Origin of the sequence: Flavobacterium sp. WC2430 (assembly GCF_040822075.1) — a bacterium.
In the GTDB taxonomy this organism is placed as follows: domain Bacteria; phylum Bacteroidota; class Bacteroidia; order Flavobacteriales; family Flavobacteriaceae; genus Flavobacterium.
The window spans coordinates 2,522,878-2,543,741 of sequence record NZ_CP162007.1; the positions used below are offsets into that span (position 1 = coordinate 2,522,878).

At 31.8% G+C, this 20,864-nt stretch carries 21 protein-coding genes; 8 read left to right on the plus strand and 13 right to left on the minus strand.

The features are described from left to right. Window positions 1-48 precede the first annotated feature (48 nt). From AB3G36_RS11035 to AB3G36_RS11095, 13 genes are all read right to left on the minus strand, one after another. Window positions 49-738 (minus strand): aspartate/glutamate racemase family protein, encoded by a 690-nt coding sequence (locus AB3G36_RS11035; protein WP_367752694.1) that lies wholly within the window; start codon window positions 736-738, stop codon window positions 49-51. 121 nt (window positions 739-859) lie between these two features. Continuing rightward, window positions 860-1,417 carry a hypothetical protein gene (locus tag AB3G36_RS11040; protein ID WP_367752696.1) on the minus strand — a complete coding sequence of 186 codons (558 nt, stop codon included), beginning with the start codon at window positions 1,415-1,417 and terminating at the stop codon, window positions 860-862. Between the two features lie 81 nt (window positions 1,418-1,498). Further along, window positions 1,499-2,419, minus strand: coding sequence for a helix-turn-helix domain-containing protein (locus tag AB3G36_RS11045; RefSeq protein WP_367752698.1), 921 nt, complete (start codon window positions 2,417-2,419; stop codon window positions 1,499-1,501). Window positions 2,420-2,487: 68 nt separating this feature from the next. Beyond that, on the minus strand, window positions 2,488-3,498 hold the full coding sequence (locus AB3G36_RS11050; protein ID WP_367752699.1) for an aldo/keto reductase: 1,011 nt from the start codon (window positions 3,496-3,498) through the stop codon (window positions 2,488-2,490). 126 nt (window positions 3,499-3,624) lie between these two features. Next, window positions 3,625-4,062 carry an acyl-CoA thioesterase gene (locus AB3G36_RS11055; protein WP_367752701.1) on the minus strand — a complete coding sequence of 146 codons (438 nt, stop codon included), beginning with the start codon at window positions 4,060-4,062 and terminating at the stop codon, window positions 3,625-3,627. A 90-nt stretch (window positions 4,063-4,152) separates the two neighbouring features. Continuing rightward, window positions 4,153-4,524 carry a glyoxalase gene (locus AB3G36_RS11060; protein ID WP_367757925.1) on the minus strand — a complete coding sequence of 124 codons (372 nt, stop codon included), beginning with the start codon at window positions 4,522-4,524 and terminating at the stop codon, window positions 4,153-4,155. Window positions 4,525-4,552: 28 nt separating this feature from the next. Beyond that, window positions 4,553-6,022, minus strand: a complete 1,470-nt coding sequence (locus AB3G36_RS11065; RefSeq protein ID WP_367752703.1) for a serine hydrolase — start codon at window positions 6,020-6,022, stop codon at window positions 4,553-4,555. A 62-nt stretch (window positions 6,023-6,084) separates the two neighbouring features. Then, window positions 6,085-6,474 (minus strand): DUF1398 domain-containing protein, encoded by a 390-nt coding sequence (locus AB3G36_RS11070; protein WP_367752705.1) that lies wholly within the window; start codon window positions 6,472-6,474, stop codon window positions 6,085-6,087. A 207-nt stretch (window positions 6,475-6,681) separates the two neighbouring features. Further along, a complete protein-coding gene (locus AB3G36_RS11075; protein WP_367752708.1) occupies window positions 6,682-7,182 on the minus strand; it encodes a hypothetical protein in 501 nt (166 codons plus the stop codon). Between the two features lie 232 nt (window positions 7,183-7,414). Next, complete coding sequence (locus AB3G36_RS11080; RefSeq protein ID WP_367752709.1) at window positions 7,415-9,013, minus strand: hypothetical protein; 1,599 nt, start codon at window positions 9,011-9,013, stop codon at window positions 7,415-7,417. A 598-nt stretch (window positions 9,014-9,611) separates the two neighbouring features. Then, a complete protein-coding gene (locus tag AB3G36_RS11085) occupies window positions 9,612-10,349 on the minus strand; it encodes a hypothetical protein (protein ID WP_367752711.1) in 738 nt (245 codons plus the stop codon). A gap of 276 nt (window positions 10,350-10,625) precedes the next feature. Further along, the gene (locus AB3G36_RS11090; protein WP_367752713.1) at window positions 10,626-11,528 is read right to left on the minus strand and encodes a GyrI-like domain-containing protein; all 903 of its coding nucleotides are present in this window, start codon (window positions 11,526-11,528) and stop codon (window positions 10,626-10,628) included. After that, window positions 11,525-12,214 (minus strand): DUF2461 domain-containing protein, encoded by a 690-nt coding sequence (locus AB3G36_RS11095; protein WP_367752714.1) that lies wholly within the window; start codon window positions 12,212-12,214, stop codon window positions 11,525-11,527. The genes AB3G36_RS11090 and AB3G36_RS11095 overlap by 4 nt, the downstream gene beginning before the upstream one ends. A 358-nt stretch (window positions 12,215-12,572) precedes the next feature. Here AB3G36_RS11095 and AB3G36_RS11100 point away from each other — a divergent pair, with 358 nt between their 5' ends. From AB3G36_RS11100 to AB3G36_RS11135, 8 genes are all read left to right on the plus strand, one after another. Then, a complete protein-coding gene (locus AB3G36_RS11100; RefSeq protein WP_367752716.1) occupies window positions 12,573-13,040 on the plus strand; it encodes a transcriptional regulator in 468 nt (155 codons plus the stop codon). Window positions 13,041-13,043: 3 nt separating this feature from the next. After that, window positions 13,044-13,262 carry a nucleotidyl transferase AbiEii/AbiGii toxin family protein gene (locus AB3G36_RS11105; RefSeq protein WP_367752718.1) on the plus strand — a complete coding sequence of 73 codons (219 nt, stop codon included), beginning with the start codon at window positions 13,044-13,046 and terminating at the stop codon, window positions 13,260-13,262. 111 nt (window positions 13,263-13,373) lie between these two features. Further along, on the plus strand, window positions 13,374-13,676 hold the full coding sequence (locus AB3G36_RS11110; RefSeq protein WP_367757927.1) for a nucleotidyl transferase AbiEii/AbiGii toxin family protein: 303 nt from the start codon (window positions 13,374-13,376) through the stop codon (window positions 13,674-13,676). Window positions 13,677-14,024: 348 nt separating this feature from the next. Next, on the plus strand, window positions 14,025-15,908 hold the full coding sequence (gene dnaK, locus AB3G36_RS11115; protein WP_367752720.1) for a molecular chaperone DnaK: 1,884 nt from the start codon (window positions 14,025-14,027) through the stop codon (window positions 15,906-15,908). A gap of 272 nt (window positions 15,909-16,180) precedes the next feature. Continuing rightward, window positions 16,181-17,251, plus strand: coding sequence for a magnesium/cobalt transporter CorA (corA, locus tag AB3G36_RS11120; protein WP_367752722.1), 1,071 nt, complete (start codon window positions 16,181-16,183; stop codon window positions 17,249-17,251). Between the two features lie 9 nt (window positions 17,252-17,260). Further along, entirely contained in the window at window positions 17,261-17,395 is a 135-nt protein-coding gene (locus tag AB3G36_RS11125) for a hypothetical protein (RefSeq protein ID WP_367752724.1), read from the plus strand. Window positions 17,396-17,413: 18 nt separating this feature from the next. Beyond that, window positions 17,414-19,507 carry a phosphate acetyltransferase gene (gene pta / locus AB3G36_RS11130; protein WP_367752726.1) on the plus strand — a complete coding sequence of 698 codons (2,094 nt, stop codon included), beginning with the start codon at window positions 17,414-17,416 and terminating at the stop codon, window positions 19,505-19,507. An 84-nt stretch (window positions 19,508-19,591) separates the two neighbouring features. Next, on the plus strand, window positions 19,592-20,776 hold the full coding sequence (locus tag AB3G36_RS11135) for an acetate/propionate family kinase (RefSeq protein WP_367752728.1): 1,185 nt from the start codon (window positions 19,592-19,594) through the stop codon (window positions 20,774-20,776). Window positions 20,777-20,864 lie beyond the last annotated feature (88 nt).

A 20,864-nucleotide genomic window follows, 5' to 3' on the forward strand; every position in this document is an offset into this window, starting at 1 on the left:
TTTTAAACGGTATTATTTTTTAGTAATAGAATAGTATGAGGATTCTTTTCAGCTTAAAGCAAATTTTACAGCAGCAGCCGAATGTATTATTGCGGTGTCAAAAATAGGAACAGTGACATCTTCTTGTTGAATTAACAATGGAATTTCAGTACACCCTAGAATAATTCCTTCAGCACCATTTTCTATTAATTTATTGATAATAGCAATGTAGCGCTTTTTAGAATTTGGATTAATAATTCCTTTTCCCAATTCATTGTAAATGATATCCTGAATAAAATCTCGATCTTCCGCATCTGGGATAATAGCTTCAATATTTTGGTCGTTGAGTTTTGAACTAAAAAAATTAAGTTCCATGGTGAACTTAGTACCTAGAAGTCCCACTTTGGATAAATGGTGTTTTTTTATTTCTTTTGCCGTTTCAGTAGCAATATGGATAACGGGAATGTTTATTTTTTGCTCAATTCGGTCCGCAAGGAGATGCATTGTATTTGCACATAAAAGAATCGCTTCCGCACCGCTTTGTTGTAAGTTTTCACATGCTTCGGATAGCATGATAAAAGTTGATTCCCAATCGTTATTATTGTTGTTTCTTACAATATCGGCATAGTTAAAGGAATGGATGATGCATTTGGCAAAATTGATACTACCCAGTTCTTTGTTAATGCCTTCATTTATAAGTTTATAATAATCAGCAGTTGAAACCCAGCTAATTCCACCGATAAGACCTAATGTTTTCATCTCTTTTAGTTATATCTTATTATCCCTTTTCATAAATCAGGACTTGAGTTGTTTTTTTTATAAAAGTATAAAAAAAACTATAACTTTTTGGGTTATAGTTTTTGGGTAATTTTTTATGGTTTTATTCTAAAATTTTTCTAACAGTAATATGGTTGCTGTTTTCCGTTTTCCAAATTTCTCCAAACAAATTAGCCGTTTCTCCAATTTTAAATAAGCGATATTTTTCGGGACTTCCTAGATTTGGAATACTGATTGTAGCAAAATAAAGCAGTCCATTTGTTGTTTTTATTTTGGCTGTATAGCCATCTTTTCCTCTTTCGATACTTTGAATTATACCAGTGATTTTTGCTTCGGCGCTATCTTTCTTTTTTAGTTCAAGTATTTCTTCAACTTTAATGTGTTTTTCTGTTCCCATTTTCCAAACTTCCCCTTTTACAACTATAGTATCCCCAACGGATGCTTGTTTGAATAAATGGGGATTACTCAAATTGGGAATGCTAATTGTTCCCAGATACATTTTGTTTCTTTCATTTTTAATTGTCGCTATGTATCCGTCTTTTCCAGATTGAATAGCTGTGATTTTACCACTAACAGTCGCTGTTTTTACTGTGGAGCATGACCCCAAACTTACTAGGATAATAAGGCTTAAAATTTGTTTTTTTATTGAGAATATTTTCATGTTTCTATTTTTAATAACTATGTAATAAACGATAAAGATATGATTTGTTATTAGAAATAGGATCTACTATTAGAAATGTATTTAATTGAATGAACTTCGATACTCCAAAGGGGAAACATTGGTTCTGTTTTTGAATAATTTACTAAAAGACTGTGGATATTCATAACCCAATAGATATGCTATTTCACTAACGGATAAAGAGGTTGTAGTCAAGATTTCTTTGGCTTTTTCAATTAACTTATCTTGGATGTGTTGTTGTGTACTTTGTCCTGTAAGAGAACGAAGCATATCACTTAAATAATTGGGAGAAACATGCAATTGCTCTGAGATGTATTGAACAGTTGGAAGGCCTAATTCGGCTACTTTATTAGTGTTAAAATAATCGGTAAGTAGTTTTTCCAGTGCAGTCAATAGGTCATTACTAGCATTTTTACGGGTGATAAACTGACGGTTATAAAATCTATTGGAATAATTAAGCAATAATTCAATTTGTGAGATTATCACATCCTGACTGAAACCATCAATTACAGAACAATATTCAATATAAATACTTTGCATAATATCAGTAATCATTATTTCTTCTTCATCCGAAAGGTGTAACGCTTCATGTGTGGCATAAGAGAAAAAACCAAAGTCTTTAATGTTTTTTGCCAAAGAATAATTTTGAATAAAATCGGGATGTATAACTAACCATCTGCCGGATAAAACAATATCTTCTTTAACAGCGGTAGATATTACCTGACCTGGTGAAAAAAAAGTCATTATACCTTCGTCAAAATCGTAATAATTTTGTCCATATTTCAATTTACCTTTAAAATCATTTTTGGTACAAACCGAATAAAAATTGTAAATAAAATTATTTATTTTATCATCAAAATCACATTTAATTTCATTCAAATTAATAACGGATACTAAAGGGTGCTTTGGTTTAGGTAATTCTAATAAACGATGCAACTCAGAAATGGAATTGATTACATGTGGAGCATTAGTTTCTTTTTTCATGGTACGAATTATAAATACAATAGGAAAAACCAATGGTCAAGATAGTTTTTCCTACTGTATAATTTGTTTTATTGATCGATGGCTTGCATGTTTGCAGCGTCATAACGAGCGCCGGTTATGGTTCCTAAAGGGATGATAGTTTCTAAACGGTTTATTTCTTCAGTGCTTAATTTAATTTCTGCTGCTGCATTATTTTCTTCGACATATTTCACTCGTTTTGTTCCTGGTATGGGTATTATCCCTTTTGAAACAATCCAAGCAATAGCTAATTGTGAAGGTGTAATTTCTTTTTCATTGGCTAATGTTTTTATTTCATTTACCAACGTAATGTTTTTGTAAAATTGTTCGCCTTGAAAACGAGGTAAACTTTTTCTAAAATCATTTTCAGGAAAATCATCAATGCTTTTAATATCCCCAGATAAAAAACCCCTACCTAACGGAGAGTAAGCTACAAACCCAATTCCAAGGTCTCGAATTGTTTTTAGAATCCCAGCTTCTTCAATGCCACGCTCAAACAAAGAATATTCAGTTTGTACTGCGGTTAAAGGATGAACATTGTGTGCTTTTTTGATGGTTTCTGATGAAACTTCTGAAAGACCAATATGAACAATTTTCCCTTCTTTTACTAACTCAGCCATTGCCTGAACCGTTTCTTCAATTGGCGTATTCGGATCTAAACGGTGCAAGTAATACAAATCAATATAATCAGTTCCTAAGTTTTTAAGGGAACGTTCTACTGCTTTTTTTACATAATCCTTTTTACCATTGAATTGCCAAGTCAGTTGCTCATTGTCGTCGATTTCATAGCCAAATTTAGTAGCAATGGTATATTGGTTTCTATTTCCTTTGATCGCTTTGGCGACAAGCCTTTCGTTTAATAAGGGACCATATAAATCAGCAGTATCTAAAAAGTTATATCCTAGTTCTAGTGAGCGGTGAATGGTAGCTATAGATTCAGCTTCATCCGCTTTTCCATAAATATCCATTCCTGCAATTTGGGTCATTCCCATACAACCTAATCCTACTTTTGGCACATAAAGTCCTTGACTTCCCAGTTCGATTTTTTTATTGGTATTCATACTTTTTATTTAATTGTTTAATTAACAGTACAAATGTCAGTCGAATACTAAAATTATAATTATCCCAATCTCTAATAATTGTATCCAAAATGAGAATCAAGGATAATTATTTGTTTCAAATCTCTTTTAAAGGCTTACAAAATCATCACTTTTAGGAAAACTACTTAACGCTTTCACAGCCATTTCTGGAGTTGGGTTGGCAATTTTTCTAAGTTTAGTATCCATCCATGCTCCATCAACTGTAATTGTAGCACATATTTGGCTTTCTTCATTCATGAATTCATGAACAATGGACCAGCGAGAAGCATCTGCTTTCATTTTGGATACTTTAGTTTGCATAAAGATGATATCAGAAAGTTTGATTTCTTTTCTAAAAACACATTCTTCTCTAAAGAGAATTGGTCCAAAATGATTGGTTTGTAATGCTTTCATGGTCAAGCCAAGGTTTTCCAAAATCTCAATACGATGTTGTGCTCCAAAATCATAATATGCACTATGACGAACATGAAAATTAGGATCTAAATCAGACCAACGAAAGGATAATTGTTTTCTAAAAGATGTCATAAATTATTTTACTATTATTATTATTATTATTATTATTATTATTATTTAAAAAGGATACTCCAACACAATTAAATTATTTTTTTTCCAAAATTATTTTTCAGCTTTAAATGCGCCAAAATGCCAGAGTACACCCGATGGATCATGTAGGTAACATTCACTTCCCCATAGTTGCTCACGTATTGGGATTAATTTTACACCAATGTATTTAGCAGGAAGATTAAGTGCTAATAGGTTATTGTAAAATTTCGGAACATCTTCTACCTCCATAAAAATCATGGTGTTGTCAACCCAATCTTTGACATAAGCATCCTGTAAATAGAACCCTAAATTATCCGATTTGAAATAGGACATATTAGTAGCTAAAATAATCTCTTGGAATCCGAGGTCTTGATAGAATTGACGCGATATGGCATAGTTTTTTGCTCCTATGAATGGACGAATAGATTTGCCTTTGTGTTCCATATTGATGGTATTATTACTTTGCACTTTCTTATTTTGTGATTTCTTCCAGCACTTTTTTTCCATTTTGATTATTAGGATCCAATTCTACTGATTTTTTATAATTTAAAATGGCACCTTTTTTATCACCGTCTTTTAAATAGGCTTCTCCTAAACTATCATATGTATTTCCTGATTTTGGAAATGATTCAACATTGAGTTTAAAAATAGCGATGGCTTCTTTTACTTTTCCCGTTTGTAAAAATTGGTATCCTTCATTATTCATTTCACTTTCATTTAGGGCATAGGTATCTGATTTTTTATTTTCGTTAAAAAAAGTAAGTCCAGATGCAATTCCCCTTTCTAAAATAATAGCTACGAGCTCGCTCGCCAATGATTTTTTAGGTAAACTATATGGCGTATTGTACAGTATGTTTCTAATGGCTGTACTCATTTCGTTTAACTTTGCACCGCCCGTATTGTTTAGTAAAACAACTAAATTTTTATCAGATGGAATTCGAGAAACTATAGTGTTAAAGCCATTTATTCCACCGCCATGCTCCACCACCGTTAAGCTGTCTTTACTTTCGCCATTAGGCACCTTATTGATAAACCAACCATAACCATAATATCCTGGTCCTGCGGGGATATAAGAATTAAATAATAGCTCTCGGTTTTTTGTTGAAAGAAACTCTTCTGTATATAATGCTTGATCCCATAAATAGAGATCCTCTACTGTTGAATATAAGGAACCCGCAGCGTAAGGGATAGACATGTCTAGATAATTGGCATTACTATAGTCTTTCCCTTTTTTCTCATAACCAGATGCTCTGTTTTTTAGAATAGTTTCTAGGTGATCATATCCTGTATTATTCATTTTAAGTGGTGTGAGAATATTATCTTGTAAATACTGTTCATAGCTTTTTCCAGAAACTTTTTCAATGATATAACCTAATAAAAAATAACCCGAATTACTGTATGCAAATTTTTCACCTGGAGTAAATTCCAATGGCAAATTAGCGAATGTTTTTACAAATGCTTCTGGACTGTACAGGTTGATGCTTACTTCTTTTACGAAATTTGGGAACGACGTATAATTTGGAATTCCAGAGGTGTGGGTGAGTAATTGATGAATAGTGATTTGATCTCCTGATTTTTTAGGATAATCAGGTAGGTAAGTAGTAATAGGAGAGTCCAACTTTATCTTTCCTTGTTCCACTAATTGCAGAATTAGCATGGAAGTAAATTGTTTAGTAACTGAACCTAATCTATGCTTTGTGTCCGTTTGATTGGGAATATTCCATTCCATATTTGCCATCCCAAATCCTTTTTTATAAATCACTTTGCCTCCATCGGCCACTAGCACGGAACCATTAAACTGCCCGTAACCCGAATATAAACTCATTAATTGATCGATTTTTTCGGCTTTAGTTTGTCCATTGGAAACTGTTACGGTTGCCAGTTGAACGAAGAGAACAATAAGGAGTGTCTTGCATACAAAGTACTTGGAATGTTGATTCATGAATGGATAGTTTAAATGATTAATTCTTTGATTGATAATATAATTTGATGATTTAGATTGTATTAAGTAGGAATTTTTTCGATGATAAGTGCATCCCCTGCAGTTGTTAAATAGGTACATGTCATTTCAATAATATCAATACGCCACTTAGCAATTCCGCATTGAGCAGCCTGTTGGCAAAAGGTAAAATAATCTGTTTGACCACTTTCATGCATCACAAGACATTCTATAAAACGCTCTTTATTACCAGTGGGTGCGATGTATAATGGTTCGTATTTTTTATCGGTACTTACTTCGTAATCGGTATCGCTGTAATAAACAACTCTACTATCGCTTACGATAGTATCATATCCTTTAATCCCTAAATGAATTAATTCTTGAATGTAAATTGCAAAATCAGATTCTGTTTGGACTTTATCGTACGCTTGTTTGATTTGTTCTAGAGTAAACATATATTTATTATTATTATTATTATTATTATTTAAGTTTTTCTTATTGATGAGATCCTTTTTTATTTTTTTTCTCCTCGCTTTACAATTGATTTATTTCCATGGATAAAGTTAGTCAACTATTTTTAGTACGCAAACAGAAAATGTAAGGCAAAAAAAAAGAGAGTTTCATATTGAAACTCTCTTTTGCATTTAAATAAATGTAATGAATTAACGTCTGTTATTGTTTTCGTATTTATCGCGCCCGTTTTGGTTGCGATCATTTGAAGCATATCTATTGTCTTTCCAATCTTTAGACTTGTTTTTATTATACTCTTTACGATTGTCTTTACGATTCTCTAAAAATCTATGATTCTCTCCTCTGTATCCCTCATAATATCTAGTTCTGTCATTATTGAAGTTGTTGTACGGTTGGTTTCCATGATAGTCATTCAATGCTACTTTATAACCATTTCGGGTATCATAGTTTCTATATTGATTAGGTAAGTATCTTGAACGTTCCCAGTTCCCTCTTTCCAAATAAATATATTGATTAGCGCGAACATCATAATAGGATTGAATGTCTGGCAAATAATAATATCCTACAGCTACATTCGCTGAATTTTGATATATAGGGGCTGTTCCTATGTTTAGACTAATTGAAATTTGTGCATTTGATGTGCTTGATACAAGTAGAATTATTCCAACGGCAATTAATTTTAAGGTTTTCATATTTTCTATATTTTAGAATTATATTTAATTTTTTTTATTCGTTTCGTATATACATTTTCTGTAAATCCAACAACTGTGCCACAGTATTTTTTTAACATTATATTGGGCTGAAGCAGCTGAGTTGTATTACGAATTTTAGTATAATAAAATGCTGAATATAAATAAGTTGCGACTTATTTATATTCAGCATTTTAATTTATAGAAAATATTTTTTTTAATGCCTAACGGGTCATTAAACTTGAGTAAGCAATTTATTTTTATGATTTTTTTTCCGAATGTAGCTAATCTTAGGAGACGCTACACCTCTAATTTGTAATTGATGTTGTTCCGTTTGGTATTTATTAAAGTTGTCCCATTTTGGAGGGAAATCTGTTTTTTGTCCGCACATTGCGTCGACACATACATTGTTGTCTTTGTACTTCGTGTGTAGCACTGCTACAATTTTAAAGAAAAATTCATCAAGCAGTACGATGGTATCAAATTCTGCCTTAAGCGAATCACAATTTGCATCTGAAGGATTGATTAGTTGTAATAAATCCAATACTTCTTCCTTTTCTTCGGGGTTAATTTCTGTTAAATAACCATATTTTAAGGTTTTAAAAACCAAATTATTCCAAGCTTCACTATCGTGTCCCCATTTAACATCGGGAAGGTTTAAAGCATGTTCACAGATTAAGATAATAGAATAAAGAACGTCATTTAAGTAGGTTGCTGGGAATTCGTCAAGGCTTCTAAATTCAAAACCACTTTGGTACATTTTTTCCTGATTAAAATCAAGACCTACTTCAGGAAGTAATTCATATTCCATTTCCTTTTCGATTTGATCTCTCCACCAAATGTTGTCTTCTTTTTTAAATCGTAAAAGGGCTCTAAAATCATCAACTTTGTAGGTTAGGATTTTTCCTTTTGGCATTGATTTATTATAAGTACCAACTCCAATATAACGAGACATGGCATTTCGCATAGAACCTAAAGTGAAGTTTTTGTCTAAATTATGCGTATTACTGATCACTCCCATAATATCGGGGCTTCCTAGTGTGGCAATAAAAAAAGGCTCAAACCATTGCAGTAAGTAAATTGCGTTAGCATGTGTTTTATCAAAAGCAGGGTAATCAACAATTCTACTGTTTTCTGTTAGAGTAGGTAAGGTGATATGGAAATGGTAGGTTCCATTATTAAACAAAACAAGATTTTCTTGATTGGTCATAAACATATTAAGACCAGTATTATAATCTGGAAAACTCAACTTTTCTTTTAGTACCGATGATTCGTTGATTTTGTCAAGGAATAACTTTTTGGTTGCTTTCAATTCATTGCAAGAATCAACGATAGTTCTATTTTCAAAATATTTAGTTACAAATTCGATAGAATCACCATCAAAATGTACAGATCCCATCGTTTTTTCTCTTTGAGTAATCATACTTTGAATATTGTACGGTTGCTTCTCTAGAAAACGTTCCATAATAGACTGCCCAATATATTCGGGATTGTCTATGGATTGCGGTTTTCCATCAGCAGCTTGATCACTATTCGTTACTGCATTTATTGCTGGTATTGTTTTGTGTTGGAAGTTGATGTCTAGCTTTTCTAAGGAATGACTATTCATCATTCGGCTCACTTTATAATTTTTGTCTGAGCTAAAAGCAGTTACTAATAAAGGCGCTATGCTTTCTGGTTTATAACATTTTCTATAATCAATACTGTATTTCTCAAAACCAATTTTTTCTTGTATAAAATCACCAGATACTATTAAGGGGTCTTCAAATTGCATGTAGGTTTCGTTTTCTAATCCAATTCCCCAATAATATTTTGTTGTCTGATTTTCTTTCATTTATACGAGTTCTTTTTTTATGGTTAATGATTATATAATTTTTTTATAGGTGTACAAAATCGTATTAGTTGTCAATCATTTTAATGCCGTTTTGCTGCATTAGAAATAAGTATTTACAACCATTTAATCGCTTTTTACTTTTAAATTACAGAAATTTAATTTCAGTCTCAGAAAGTTTGTGTTTGTATCGACTGAATGATTGATAAGAATCCAAATTTTATAATGTTATTGTAAAATTTGAACTGCTTTTAATTTATTTTATATCAATGATTTATGTAGATAAATAGCTAAATTTTAATTTTGCCATTTTTGTGATTTTCCAAGTTGCAAAAGTACTTTATTATTATGTCATTTCCAACTAGATATTGGAATGAAAATTATGAAAAAAGAAGGAAGTTTAATTTTAAAAAAGGAAGAGTAATTTATTTAAAAAATAAAGGCTTTAATGTGTTGATTGTGATTGTTTTAATATTAAATGAAATAAAATTTTAATTATGCCAATTAGTATAGTTGAAAACTCTTTTTTTTAATTGAAAGTATTGGTCTATTTTAAGATGCCTATAAGTGTTCCTTTAATGGTATTATGTATAACTTAAATTTAGTCATGATAGTAAAATACAAAGGAAGAATATAACGGATCATTCCACCAATCTTTTTTAACTTCAGAGAAGTAATTGTAGTTCAGTTTTCCAGCTTGTGATTGCAATGGATATAGAACTACGCCATTTTCTCGGTATGCTTTATTTGTGTCTGTTTCGGGTACAACGGGAACGATGTGTCCTGAGAGTCCTTTTTGTTTTCTTTTGGCACAAATAATGGCAACGCCTCCATTGGTATTTACTTTAATTTGCATTTCTTCGACGCTAAATATTCTTTTCCAGCCAAAACTGCTTCCCCATTTCAAAAACCAATCATGGATCGCACTAGAATAAATTGTTTTTACAGTTTCATTATAAATAGCTTCTACTTCTTGTCCATCCAATATTTTTTGGATTGCTTCATCTGTCCACCAAACAGTAGGGATATAAACATTAGAAAAATAACAATAATCATAAGAATAAACATTGCAATAGGTGTCTTCTACTGTCCTTTTATAGCGAATGTTTTTAGTAACATCTAGTTTTTCGATCAGGCGAGCAATGCTCTCTCGTTTTGTTGTGGGGTTTGTTAAGTCTCTAAACGGGATGCTGGAGTCACAAATGGGCTTGTACTTCATCACTGTGGAATCTAAACGGGATTGAGGATCGGGTAAAAAACCAGCAATTTTTATTCTGGGATCTGGAATTGCATCTTCAACTATTGATTTATTTGGATTGGTAGTAGTATCATTCTTCATTTTGACTAATTTGATGTACTCTAAACTTGATTTTTAGGAGTTACAGTTAAACCTAGTTTTCTATTAAAGTAACTTTTCTAAGTTTAGAATTCTTATAGTTTTCAAAAACTCTTTAGTATAAATTTCTCTAAAATTTAAATGTAATAAAAAAAACTAAAAAAGGAAATGAAATTAAGTTATAAATATAAAATGGAGTTGAAAAAGAATAGGGAGTATTTGATTTTACTATCATTAGAAAAAAAACAAACAATATAAGCTGCCGTTTAGGATGTTTTTTTATTCTATTGGAATACACAAATCAACAATGCTTAATTTTTCAGGGTGTTCATTAAAATTATTATAATAGATTTCATAAGGATTTCGGTCAGCTTTTTTATATCCGTTTTCGTTCATCCAAATAAATAAACTAATCCATGATTTTTCAAATTCATTTAATGCAATTTCAAAATGGCCAACAATGCATTTTCCTTTTTCAATTGTTGTTAGTCCAATTTCGCCACTAACTTCAACTTTTTGGTTCAATGAAATGCAAGCACTCATTCTTACTTTCTCAGGCTCTGTTATTTTAAAGCTATCGTGATAAATCCTAACTATTTTTAATTTTTCATTTTGTAATAGTCCTTTTGGTGTTGCCCATTTAATTAATTTGGCATACGTATTTTCCATTCCAATATGACCAATTTGTGTAATAAAGGCTAGATGCAGTTGAGACATTTCTTTAATTTCAATTTTTGCTTTCATCTTAATCCAATTTTGATGATTTTTAATGTTGCAAATATATTGTTCAAATGTTTCCTCTTCTTGTCCATTCTTGCTTTCAATTGTACTAATCTTGCTATATTTATTAGGATTTGACTTTCTGAATGCGGTAGGACTTAATCCGTAAAATTTTTTAAAAGTTCTGGTAAATGAAGAATTGCTATTGAACCCATACTGTAAAGAAAGCGTAGTAACTGTAGTTTCTGGTTTATGTAAAAGAATTGAGGCCGTTTTTTCAATTCTTTTACGAGTAATATATTCGTTTAAAGTTTCATTGGTTATTGCTTTGAAAATTCGGTGCAGATGAAATGGAGAATAAAACCCAACTTTAGCTATAGTTTCCAAATTTAATTCTTGGTCTAAATTTTCGTCAATAAACAAGAAAATAGTATTGATTCTTTTAATATAATCGTCTTTCATATTTTAATTTCTCCATTTAAATCAGTCGTAAGAACAAAACTCAGATGATCAAAAAACGGGCGTACGGTTTTGAAGATGTCGTTTACTTTGTTAGCAAATGCGGAGTCAAGTATTTCTTCATCTGTAAAATTATGTCGCAGTATAAATTGTTTGTGTCTGATTAAATCTATGGCTTCATGGTCTTTAGGGAATCCTTTTGGGAAAGTAGGAACTTTATTTCCGGCCAATGCAACAAAATTATCTTTGATTGGTTTTGCATTTAAAATTTTATACCAAACTGCTGGGTTCAACTCAATATCTTTTCGGATTCTTTTTAAGTCCTCTGGGTTAGGAGAGAAAAAACCACAGGCTAAGTAATTATTACCGGGTTGAATATTCATATAATAACCGCCTCTTTTTAGTTTAGTAGCTCGTTGTAAGCTAAAAGCAAATCGAGGTTTATAAGGTGCTTTGTCTTTACTAAAACGGACATCGTTATAAATGCGATATAAACTTTTTTTAGCTGAAGTATTTTCAATGGCGTCGTGGCTATTCATAAGCACGATGAGCTGATCTACAAAAGCGATCATATTACTTTGCGCTTCACTATAGGTTTCCTTGTTATCGTTAAACCAATCTCTATTGTTGTTTGTTGCTAAGTTATTCAAAAAAGAAATGCTGCTTGGGTGTATTATTGTATTGTTCATTTTTGATTTGTGTCAAATTGATTTTTTATTTGGATATTAAAGTTCAATTGTTCTTCAATACTTATTGTTTTTTGACTATTTAAGTCAAAATTATTTCTTTCAGTTGTCCAAAGATAAGGATAGAAATGAAAGACTTTATTATAGCTTAAATTAGATACTTCAGCTTCCTAGTTTTCCATCTTTTATTTTAGTAAAATTGGCTTAAATCTGTAGGTAAAATAAAAATAGTCTGTAAATTAAATCTAGAGTTCCTTAAGAAGTTTTCAAGTGTAAAAAACGCAAGTTGTAAATATAATCAAACTTTATTTCATTGAAGCATTTATTAAATAGTATAAACAATTTTGTTTGTATTTGTAATATGAAAACGATAGACATCATAAAAGGGATTCATCTAGGTAAAATGGTTGAGAGAGAGCTGAAGAAAAGGAATATTAATAAAAGACAATTTGCTCTTTCTATTGGTGAATACCCTCAAAATTTGGGCGCTATCATTAAGGGCACTAGACGATTGAATATTGATTTGTCACTTAAAATAGAAGCTGAATTAGAATGGGCAGAAGGCTTCTTGATGACGCTTCAAGTTTTTTATGATATCAAAGAAGCAAAGAAAGACAGTAGTTATAAACCAGATTTTTCCAAATTTAGGAAAGGACTATTTTGGGATACAAATTTTGAAAAAATTGATTGGAAACTAATGAAGGTTTCTATAGTAAAGCGCGTTTTTGCTTATGGGAATAAAATAGAACAAGACGAAATTACTCGTTTTTATGGGAAGAAAGTTGTTGATAGAATTAATGAATTACATCCTGAACATCTAACTAGGTAGATTATGTATTGGAATACAATATCACCTTTGCTTAAGCAAGTTTTAAATGATTTGATGCAAGAAGAGTTATTTTCTCCTTTCAGGTTAGTTGGAGGAACTTCATTGAGTTTACAAATGGGCCACCAGATGTCTGTAGATATAGATTTGTTTTCTGCGGCTGATTATGGGTCGATTAATTTTAAAAAGATTAAATTATTTTTCGAGAATAATTATCCATATTGAAGCTCTAGAAATCTTAATAATGTTTCGTTTGGAACTTATTTTGAAATTGGAAATTCTAAAGAAGATTTTGTAAAATTTGATTTATATTATACGGATAATTTTATTTTTGATATCGTTTATAAAGATGGTGTTCGAATGGCTTCTGAAAATGAAATTATTGCCATGAAATTAGATATTCTTTTAAGAGGTGGTACAAAAAAGGATTTTTGGGATTTACATTATTACCTCAATAAAGTGACTATTGACGAAATGATTTTATTTTATAAACAACGTTATCCTTATACAGACTGCTCGACTTTGAAAAGCCAATTTGTAAATTTTGAATTGGCTGATGCAGATTTTGATTCAATATGTTTATTAGATAAATCTTGGGAACTTATAAAATTAGATTTCTTTGAAAGTCTTGATAAATAAAACCTTGATTTCGCTAAACGGTTGTAAATAGTCCTAAAATATTCTAGCCCAGATAGTAGCGGTATCCTTTAGTGACTTTTTTTATGGACCTAAAGATAGAGCGAAGAGCTGGACACGAGCGAAGCGAACTGGCGAAGCAAATAGCTCCTTGTCATTATTAAAACTGTCATCCTGATTATAGTATTTTCTCAATGACAGTCCGCCTAAAATGTCATCTTGTCAGATTTATTTCCGCCAATTTTAACAAAAACTGACAATTTCCTATGACCATAAGCATTGGCACAAAGATTGACTTATGCACCTTGAGTTAATAAAATTAGTATACATTATAATTAAATATAAATAAAAATGGGTAAAATAATCGGAATTGATTTAGGTACGACAAACTCTTGTGTTTCTGTAATGGAAGGTAACGAGGCAGTTGTTATTCCTAACGCAGAAGGAAAAAGAACAACGCCATCTATCATCGCTTTTGTAGAAGGTGGAGAAATTAAAGTGGGAGATCCTGCAAAAAGACAAGCAGTAACTAATCCAACTAAGACTATTGCTTCTATTAAACGTTTTATGGGACATTCTTTTGCTGAAATTACAAACGAAGCAAAAAGAGTTTCTTACAAAGTAGTAAAAGGGGACAACAATACACCACGTGTTGATATTGATGGTCGTTTATACTCTGCTCAAGAATTGTCAGCAATGACACTTCAAAAAATGAAAAAAACTGCTGAAGACTATTTAGGTCAAACAGTTACTGAAGCAGTTATTACTGTTCCTGCTTACTTTAATGATGCACAACGTCAAGCGACTAAAGAAGCTGGTGAAATTGCAGGTCTTAAAGTAATGCGTATCATCAATGAGCCAACTGCTGCGGCACTTGCTTACGGATTAGATAAAAAAGGAACTGATCAAAAAATTGCAGTTTACGATTTAGGTGGAGGTACTTTTGATATCTCTGTTCTTGAATTAGGAGACGGAGTTTTTGAAGTATTGTCTACAAATGGTGATACTCACTTAGGTGGAGATGATTTTGACCACGAAATTATTGACTGGTTAGCTGACGAATTTAAAACTGAAGAAGGTATTGACTTACGTCTTGACCCAATGTCATTGCAACGTTTAAAAGAAGCTGCTGAAAAAGCAAAAATTGAATTGTCATCTTCTACTGAAACTGAAATCAACTTACCTTATGTAACTGCTACAGCTTCAGGACCAAAACACTTAGTTAAAAAATTAACTAGAGCTAAATTTGAGCAATTAACTGATTCATTAGTTAAACGTTCTATGGCACCAGTTGCTAAAGCACTTAAAGATGCAGGTTTATCTGTTTCTGATATTGACGAAGTTATTCTTGTAGGAGGTTCTACTCGTATGCCAAGAATTGCTGACGAAGTGGAGAAATTCTTTGGTAAAAAAGCGTCTAAAGGAGTTAACCCTGATGAGGTTGTTGCAATTGGAGCAGCTATTCAAGGTGGAGTTCTTTCTGGAGATGTAAAAGATGTATTGTTACTTGACGTTACACCTTTATCTTTAGGTATCGAAACTATGGGTGGAGTTATGACTACATTAATTGAGTCTAACACAACTATCCCAACTAAAAAATCTCAAGTTTTCTCTACAGCTGCAGATTCTCAACCAACAGTTGAAATCCACGTTTTACAAGGAGCTAGAGCAATGGCTGCTGATAACAAAACGATTGGTCGTTTCCATTTAGATGGTATTCCACCAGCACCAAGAGGTGTTCCACAAATTGAAGTAACTTTTGATATTGATGCTAATGGTATCATCAAAGTTTCTGCAACTGATAAAGGAACTGGAAAATCTCATGATATTCGTATCGAAGCTTCTTCTGGATTAACAGCTGAAGAAATCGAAAGAATGAAAAAAGATGCTGAAGCGAATGCTGATGCTGACAAAATTGCAAGAGAAAGAGCTGAAAAATTGAATGAAGCAGATGGAATGATCTTCCAAACTGAAACTCAATTGAAAGACCTTGGAGCAAAATTATCTGATGAAAACAAAGTTGCTGTAGAATATGCATTGACTGAATTGAGAATGGCGCACCAATCTCAAGACATTCCAGCTATTCAAACTGCACTTGATAACATCAATGCTGCTTGGAAAACTGCTACTGAAGCAATGTATGCTCAAGGAGAACAAGGTCAAGCAGATGCACAGCCACAAGCTGAAGCTGAAGGAGACAATGTTCAAGATGTAGATTACGAAGAAGTAAAATAATTATTTCCGTAGAGACGGGCGTCAGTCCGTCTTTAACGTGAAAAAAGACGGACTACAGTCCATCTCTACAATTCATATAAAAACCGTTCACTACTAGTGAACGGTTTTTTTTGTTTTAAAACGAAACATGATTTTTCTCATAGAAAAAGATTAGGGTTGTCATTACTTTTGTTTGGTATTAAAATAAATACATAAAATAGTATTTCAAATATGTTAAGGGATAATAGATTCCTAAAAGTTTTTTGTAATATTACTGTATATACCATTTTTGCATGAGAAAAATAAAATTTAAAAAAATCCGTAAATCACAAACTAACGCTCTGGTGTATACTGGTAAGCATAAAAAGTTTGAGTCTGAAATGCAATTGTTTGTATATGATGATTTAGAAGTTACGGAGTATGATGATTTTGAAATTGAAGATTTAAAAAAATGCATTTTTAAAGATAAAATCAATTGGCTCAATTTGCATGGTTTAAATGAATTTGAAATCATTGAAGCTATTGGGGAGTTTTTTAAAATTGACAACTTTATACTATCGGATATTTTAAATACAACTAGAAGAACAAAAGTAGAGGAGTCTTCTAACAATTTGTTTTTTAATATAAAATCTTTATTACCTACTGAAAACTCAGATAATATAAGTGCTGAACAGATTAGTTTTTTAATTCAAGACGGGGTGTTAATTTCTTTTCAGGAAAAGCGTTCTGATTTTTTTACTCATATAAGAGAGCGAATAAGAGACCATGCAGGTTTGGTACGATTAAAAAAAGCCGATTTTTTACTATATATGCTTCTGGATGCAATTATGGAAAATTTCTATGTAACCATAGAGAATGAGGAAGATAAAGTAGAAGAGTTAATCAATATATCAAAAAGCAGTGCAGATCCAGAAATATTAGTCCGAATCGAAAAACACCGTGATAATTTTAATTTTTTGAAGCGATCTATTATTCCACTTAGGGATTCATTATTTGCAATAAAAAGTTTAAAAGAGGATGAGGATTTTAAGATAATAGAGCAGGAAACCTTTCGTTATTTTTCTAGATTACATCAAAAAACGTTGGAGTTATTGGAACAAATAGATTCTGATATGGGAATGTTGGAAAGTGCTTCTAATTTCTTTTTTTCTTCACAATCGCATAAGATGAATGAGATTATGAAAACGCTTACGATTGTATCGGCAATTTTTATTCCTTTGACCTTTATTGTTGGTGTTTATGGAATGAATTTTGAACACATGCCAGAATTAAAATACGAAAACGGATATTATGCTGTAATAGGAGTGATGGTCTTGATTGGGCTTATAATGATTTTCTATTTTAAAAGAAGGCGTTGGTTTTGAGTTTACTGAATGGGAGAAGATGAGAAAGAAGAAAGAAGAAAGAAGAAAGAAGAAAGAAGAAAGAAGAAAGAGGATAGACTAAAAGGGAAGAGAATTAGTAGTTTAGGAATGAGTTGGGATTTTTATAATTGGAATTCAAAATAATAATTTAAAATAAGGAGAATGAACAAGGCTGTATATATTGCAACTAGTGAACACAATAGCGGGAAGTCTATCGTAACCCTTGGTTTAATGAGTATGTTGATAGGTAAAACGGCCAAAGTGGGTTATTTTAGGCCTATAATTGAAGATTTCGAAGATGGAAAATTAGATAATCACATCGAGACTGTGATTTCGCATTTTGGATTGGATATTGATTTTGAGGATGCATTTGCCATTACGAAAAGCAAATTAATCAAAAAAAAGAACAAAGGCAAGATAGGCGAGGTACTGGATTTGATTATTGAAAAATATAAAAAACTGGAAGAACAGTTTGATTTTGTTCTCGTAGAAGGAACTAGTTTTAGTGGTGAAGGAACCGTTATTGAACTCGATATGAACGTTCTTATTGCTAAAAACCTTGGAATACCTACAATTATTGTGGGTTCGGGTGTTGGTAAAACCTTAGAAGAATTAATTGATAGTTTGTATTTGGCTTACGATTCTTTCAAAGTAAAAGAGGTAGAAGTTTTGGCTGTTATCGCCAATAAAGTGCAACCAGAGAATGTCAAACTAGTTACTGATGGTTTGAAATCAAATTTACCAAAAGAAGTATTAGTAAATGCAATTCCGATTATTTCCAGTTTAAATAACCCAACTATTAAAGAGATTGTAGATGAATTAGATGCCAAAGTCCTTTTTGGAAAAGAATTTTTAAATAATGAAATTGGGAACTTTAGCGTAGGAGCTATGCAATTGCATAATTATTTATTGCACTTGAAAGAAAATGCATTGGTTATTACTCCGGGAGATAGAGCAGATATTATTTTGGGTGCTTTGCAAGCTAATGAATCGGCTAATTATCCAGCTATTTCAGGAATAGTATTAACAGGAAACATTATCCCAGAAGATAGTATTTTAAAATTGATTGAAGGATTGACTAGTATAGTCCCTATAATATCTGTAGTAGGAGGAACGTATAGTATTACGAACAGAATAGGTAATATAAAATCTCAAATCTATGCTGATAATACACATAAGATAGAAACATCGATAAATACCTTTGAGAAATTTGTTGATGTGGATGATTTATCTGCTAAATTAAGTGCTTTTCACGCAGATGGAATGACTCCAAAAATGTTTCAATACAATCTAGTAAAGAGAGCTCAAAAACATAGAAAACACATTGTTTTACCAGAAGGGAATGATGAACGTATCATTATTGCGGCCTCTCGTTTATTGGCAATGGATGTAGTCGATATTTCCATTATTGGTAATAAAAAGCAAATTGAGCACAAAGTAGCAGAGTTGGGTATTGCTTTTGATTTTTCAAAAGTGGATATTATCAATCCAATTGAGTCTGAGAAATATGAGGATTATGTAAACACCTACTATGAGTTGCGTAAGAACAAAAACGTAACTATAACTATGGCCAAAGATTTAATGGAAGATGTATCCTATTTTGGTACCATGATGGTGTATAAAGGAGATGCTGACGGAATGGTTTCTGGTGCAGCACATACTACACAACATACTATTTTACCCGCCTTACAATTCATCAAGACAAAACCAAATACTTGTATTGTTTCATCTGTATTTTTCATGTGTTTAGAGGATCGAGTTTCTGTTTTTGGAGATTGTGCCATTAACCCAAATCCTACTGCAGAACAATTGGCTGAAATTGCGATTTCTTCAGCCGATTCAAGTGCGGCATTTGGTATCGAACCTAAAATCGCCATGTTATCTTATTCTTCAGGAGCTTCTGGAAAAGGAGATGAAGTAGATAAAGTAAGAAAAGCAACAGAAATTGTAAGAGAAAAACGTCCCGACTTAAAAATCGAAGGGCCTATACAATATGATGCTGCCGTAGATATGGAAATTGGTCAAAGTAAAATGCCAAATTCAGAAGTAGCAGGACAAGCCAGTGTGCTTATTTTTCCTGATTTGAACACAGGAAATAATACTTATAAAGCGGTTCAAAGAGAAACAGGAGCTTTGGCTATAGGACCAATGTTACAAGGTTTAAACAAGCCTGTAAATGATTTAAGCCGTGGTTGTACGGTAGATGATATTATAAACACAGTTGTGATTACAGCGATTCAAGCACAAGGTTTGTAAAATATTATTTAAAGATTGAAAATTTAATGATTTAAATAATAGTTGTTTTATCTTTCAATCTTTCAATTTTTAAATTTAAGTTTAATGAAAATAGTCATAATAAATTCAGGCAGTTCATCTATAAAATACCAACTAATAAACATGCCATCAAAGGAAGTAATTTGTAATGGTATGATTGATCGAATAGGATTGGAAACTTCTAATTTTACTTATAAAACGGATAAAGACAGTTTAGAAGAAATTTTGCCAATTGCCAATCATAAAATAGGATTAGAGAAAATTGCTCAGTTGTTGATGGATGATAAAGTAGGAGTGATAAGGAGTACAAAAGAAATTGATGCTGTTGGACATCGGGTAGTGCATGGAGGAGCTAGTTTTTCGGATACTGTAATTATCGATACTGATGTAAAAGAAAAAATAAAACAACTTTTTGATTTAGCACCGTTACACAATCCAGCGAATTTAGAAGGGATTATAGTTGCTGAGGAGATTTTTGGAACGGCAAAACAAGTAGCTGTTTTTGATACTGCTTTTCATCAAACGATTCCTGTTTTGGCACACAAATATGCGTTACCAAATTATCTTTTGACAGAAAATAAGATTAGGGTCTATGGATTTCATGGAACCAGTCATAAATATGTTTCGGAAAAAGCGATTGATTATTTAGAGAAAAGCTCAAAAATAATTACAATTCATTTAGGTAATGGTTGCAGTATGACTGCCATTAAAGACGGGAAAAGTATCGATCATACGCTTGGTTTTGGACCTATGAACGGGCTAATTATGGGAACACGTTCTGGTGATGTTGATCAATCAGTAATTTTTTATCTGGTTAATTCATTAGGCTATTCATTGGATTCAGTGAATACAATGTTGCAAAAACAAAGTGGGATGTTAGGTCTTACTGGATATAGTGATTTACGGGATATTGAAGATAATGCTGAAAAAGGGAATTTAGATTGCCAGTTAGCATTAGCAATGAATGCCTATCGAATTAAAAAATACATTGGTTCTTATGCTGCTGTTTTGAACGGTCTGGATGCGATAATATTTACGGCAGGAATTGGAGAAAATTCTTCTTATATTAGAAAATTAGTGTGTACGGATATGGATTATTACGGTATTGAATTGGATCATGCTAAAAATGAAACCCGTTCCAAAGAAATTCGGGAAATCAACACTTTAGATTCAAAAACTAAAATTATGGTGATTCCAACTAACGAAGAAATAGAAATTGCAAATCAAGTTTATCATTTACTTTTGAGTTAAAATTAATCCTGTTTTGTAACAAGCTTCTCGGTTGAGGAGCTTTTTTTATGCCTAAAAATCGAATAAATCTGATTATATTTGAAAATAA

What these genes read in the sequence shown, in the direction of transcription:
- AB3G36_RS11035 (WP_367752694.1), bottom strand. Translation starts at nt 738, where the DNA reads ATGAAAACATTAGGTCTTATCGGTGGAATTAGCTGGGTTTCAACTGCT.
- AB3G36_RS11040 (WP_367752696.1), bottom strand. Translation starts at nt 1,417, where the DNA reads ATGAAAATATTCTCAATAAAAAAACAAATTTTAAGCCTTATTATCCTA.
- AB3G36_RS11045 (WP_367752698.1), bottom strand. Translation starts at nt 2,419, where the DNA reads ATGAAAAAAGAAACTAATGCTCCACATGTAATCAATTCCATTTCTGAG.
- AB3G36_RS11050 (WP_367752699.1), bottom strand. Translation starts at nt 3,498, where the DNA reads ATGAATACCAATAAAAAAATCGAACTGGGAAGTCAAGGACTTTATGTG.
- AB3G36_RS11055 (WP_367752701.1), bottom strand. Translation starts at nt 4,062, where the DNA reads ATGACATCTTTTAGAAAACAATTATCCTTTCGTTGGTCTGATTTAGAT.
- AB3G36_RS11060 (WP_367757925.1), bottom strand. Translation starts at nt 4,524, where the DNA reads ATGGAACACAAAGGCAAATCTATTCGTCCATTCATAGGAGCAAAAAAC.
- AB3G36_RS11065 (WP_367752703.1), bottom strand. Translation starts at nt 6,022, where the DNA reads ATGAATCAACATTCCAAGTACTTTGTATGCAAGACACTCCTTATTGTT.
- AB3G36_RS11070 (WP_367752705.1), bottom strand. Translation starts at nt 6,474, where the DNA reads ATGTTTACTCTAGAACAAATCAAACAAGCGTACGATAAAGTCCAAACA.
- AB3G36_RS11075 (WP_367752708.1), bottom strand. Translation starts at nt 7,182, where the DNA reads ATGAAAACCTTAAAATTAATTGCCGTTGGAATAATTCTACTTGTATCA.
- AB3G36_RS11080 (WP_367752709.1), bottom strand. Translation starts at nt 9,013, where the DNA reads ATGAAAGAAAATCAGACAACAAAATATTATTGGGGAATTGGATTAGAA.
- AB3G36_RS11085 (WP_367752711.1), bottom strand. Translation starts at nt 10,349, where the DNA reads ATGAAGAATGATACTACTACCAATCCAAATAAATCAATAGTTGAAGAT.
- AB3G36_RS11090 (WP_367752713.1), bottom strand. Translation starts at nt 11,528, where the DNA reads ATGAAAGACGATTATATTAAAAGAATCAATACTATTTTCTTGTTTATT.
- AB3G36_RS11095 (WP_367752714.1), bottom strand. Translation starts at nt 12,214, where the DNA reads ATGAACAATACAATAATACACCCAAGCAGCATTTCTTTTTTGAATAAC.
- AB3G36_RS11100 (WP_367752716.1), top strand. Translation starts at nt 12,573, where the DNA reads ATGAAAACGATAGACATCATAAAAGGGATTCATCTAGGTAAAATGGTT.
- AB3G36_RS11105 (WP_367752718.1), top strand. Translation starts at nt 13,044, where the DNA reads ATGTATTGGAATACAATATCACCTTTGCTTAAGCAAGTTTTAAATGAT.
- dnaK (WP_367752720.1), top strand. Translation starts at nt 14,025, where the DNA reads ATGGGTAAAATAATCGGAATTGATTTAGGTACGACAAACTCTTGTGTT.
- corA (WP_367752722.1), top strand. Translation starts at nt 16,181, where the DNA reads ATGAGAAAAATAAAATTTAAAAAAATCCGTAAATCACAAACTAACGCT.
- AB3G36_RS11125 (WP_367752724.1), top strand. Translation starts at nt 17,261, where the DNA reads ATGGGAGAAGATGAGAAAGAAGAAAGAAGAAAGAAGAAAGAAGAAAGA.
- pta (WP_367752726.1), top strand. Translation starts at nt 17,414, where the DNA reads ATGAACAAGGCTGTATATATTGCAACTAGTGAACACAATAGCGGGAAG.
- AB3G36_RS11135 (WP_367752728.1), top strand. Translation starts at nt 19,592, where the DNA reads ATGAAAATAGTCATAATAAATTCAGGCAGTTCATCTATAAAATACCAA.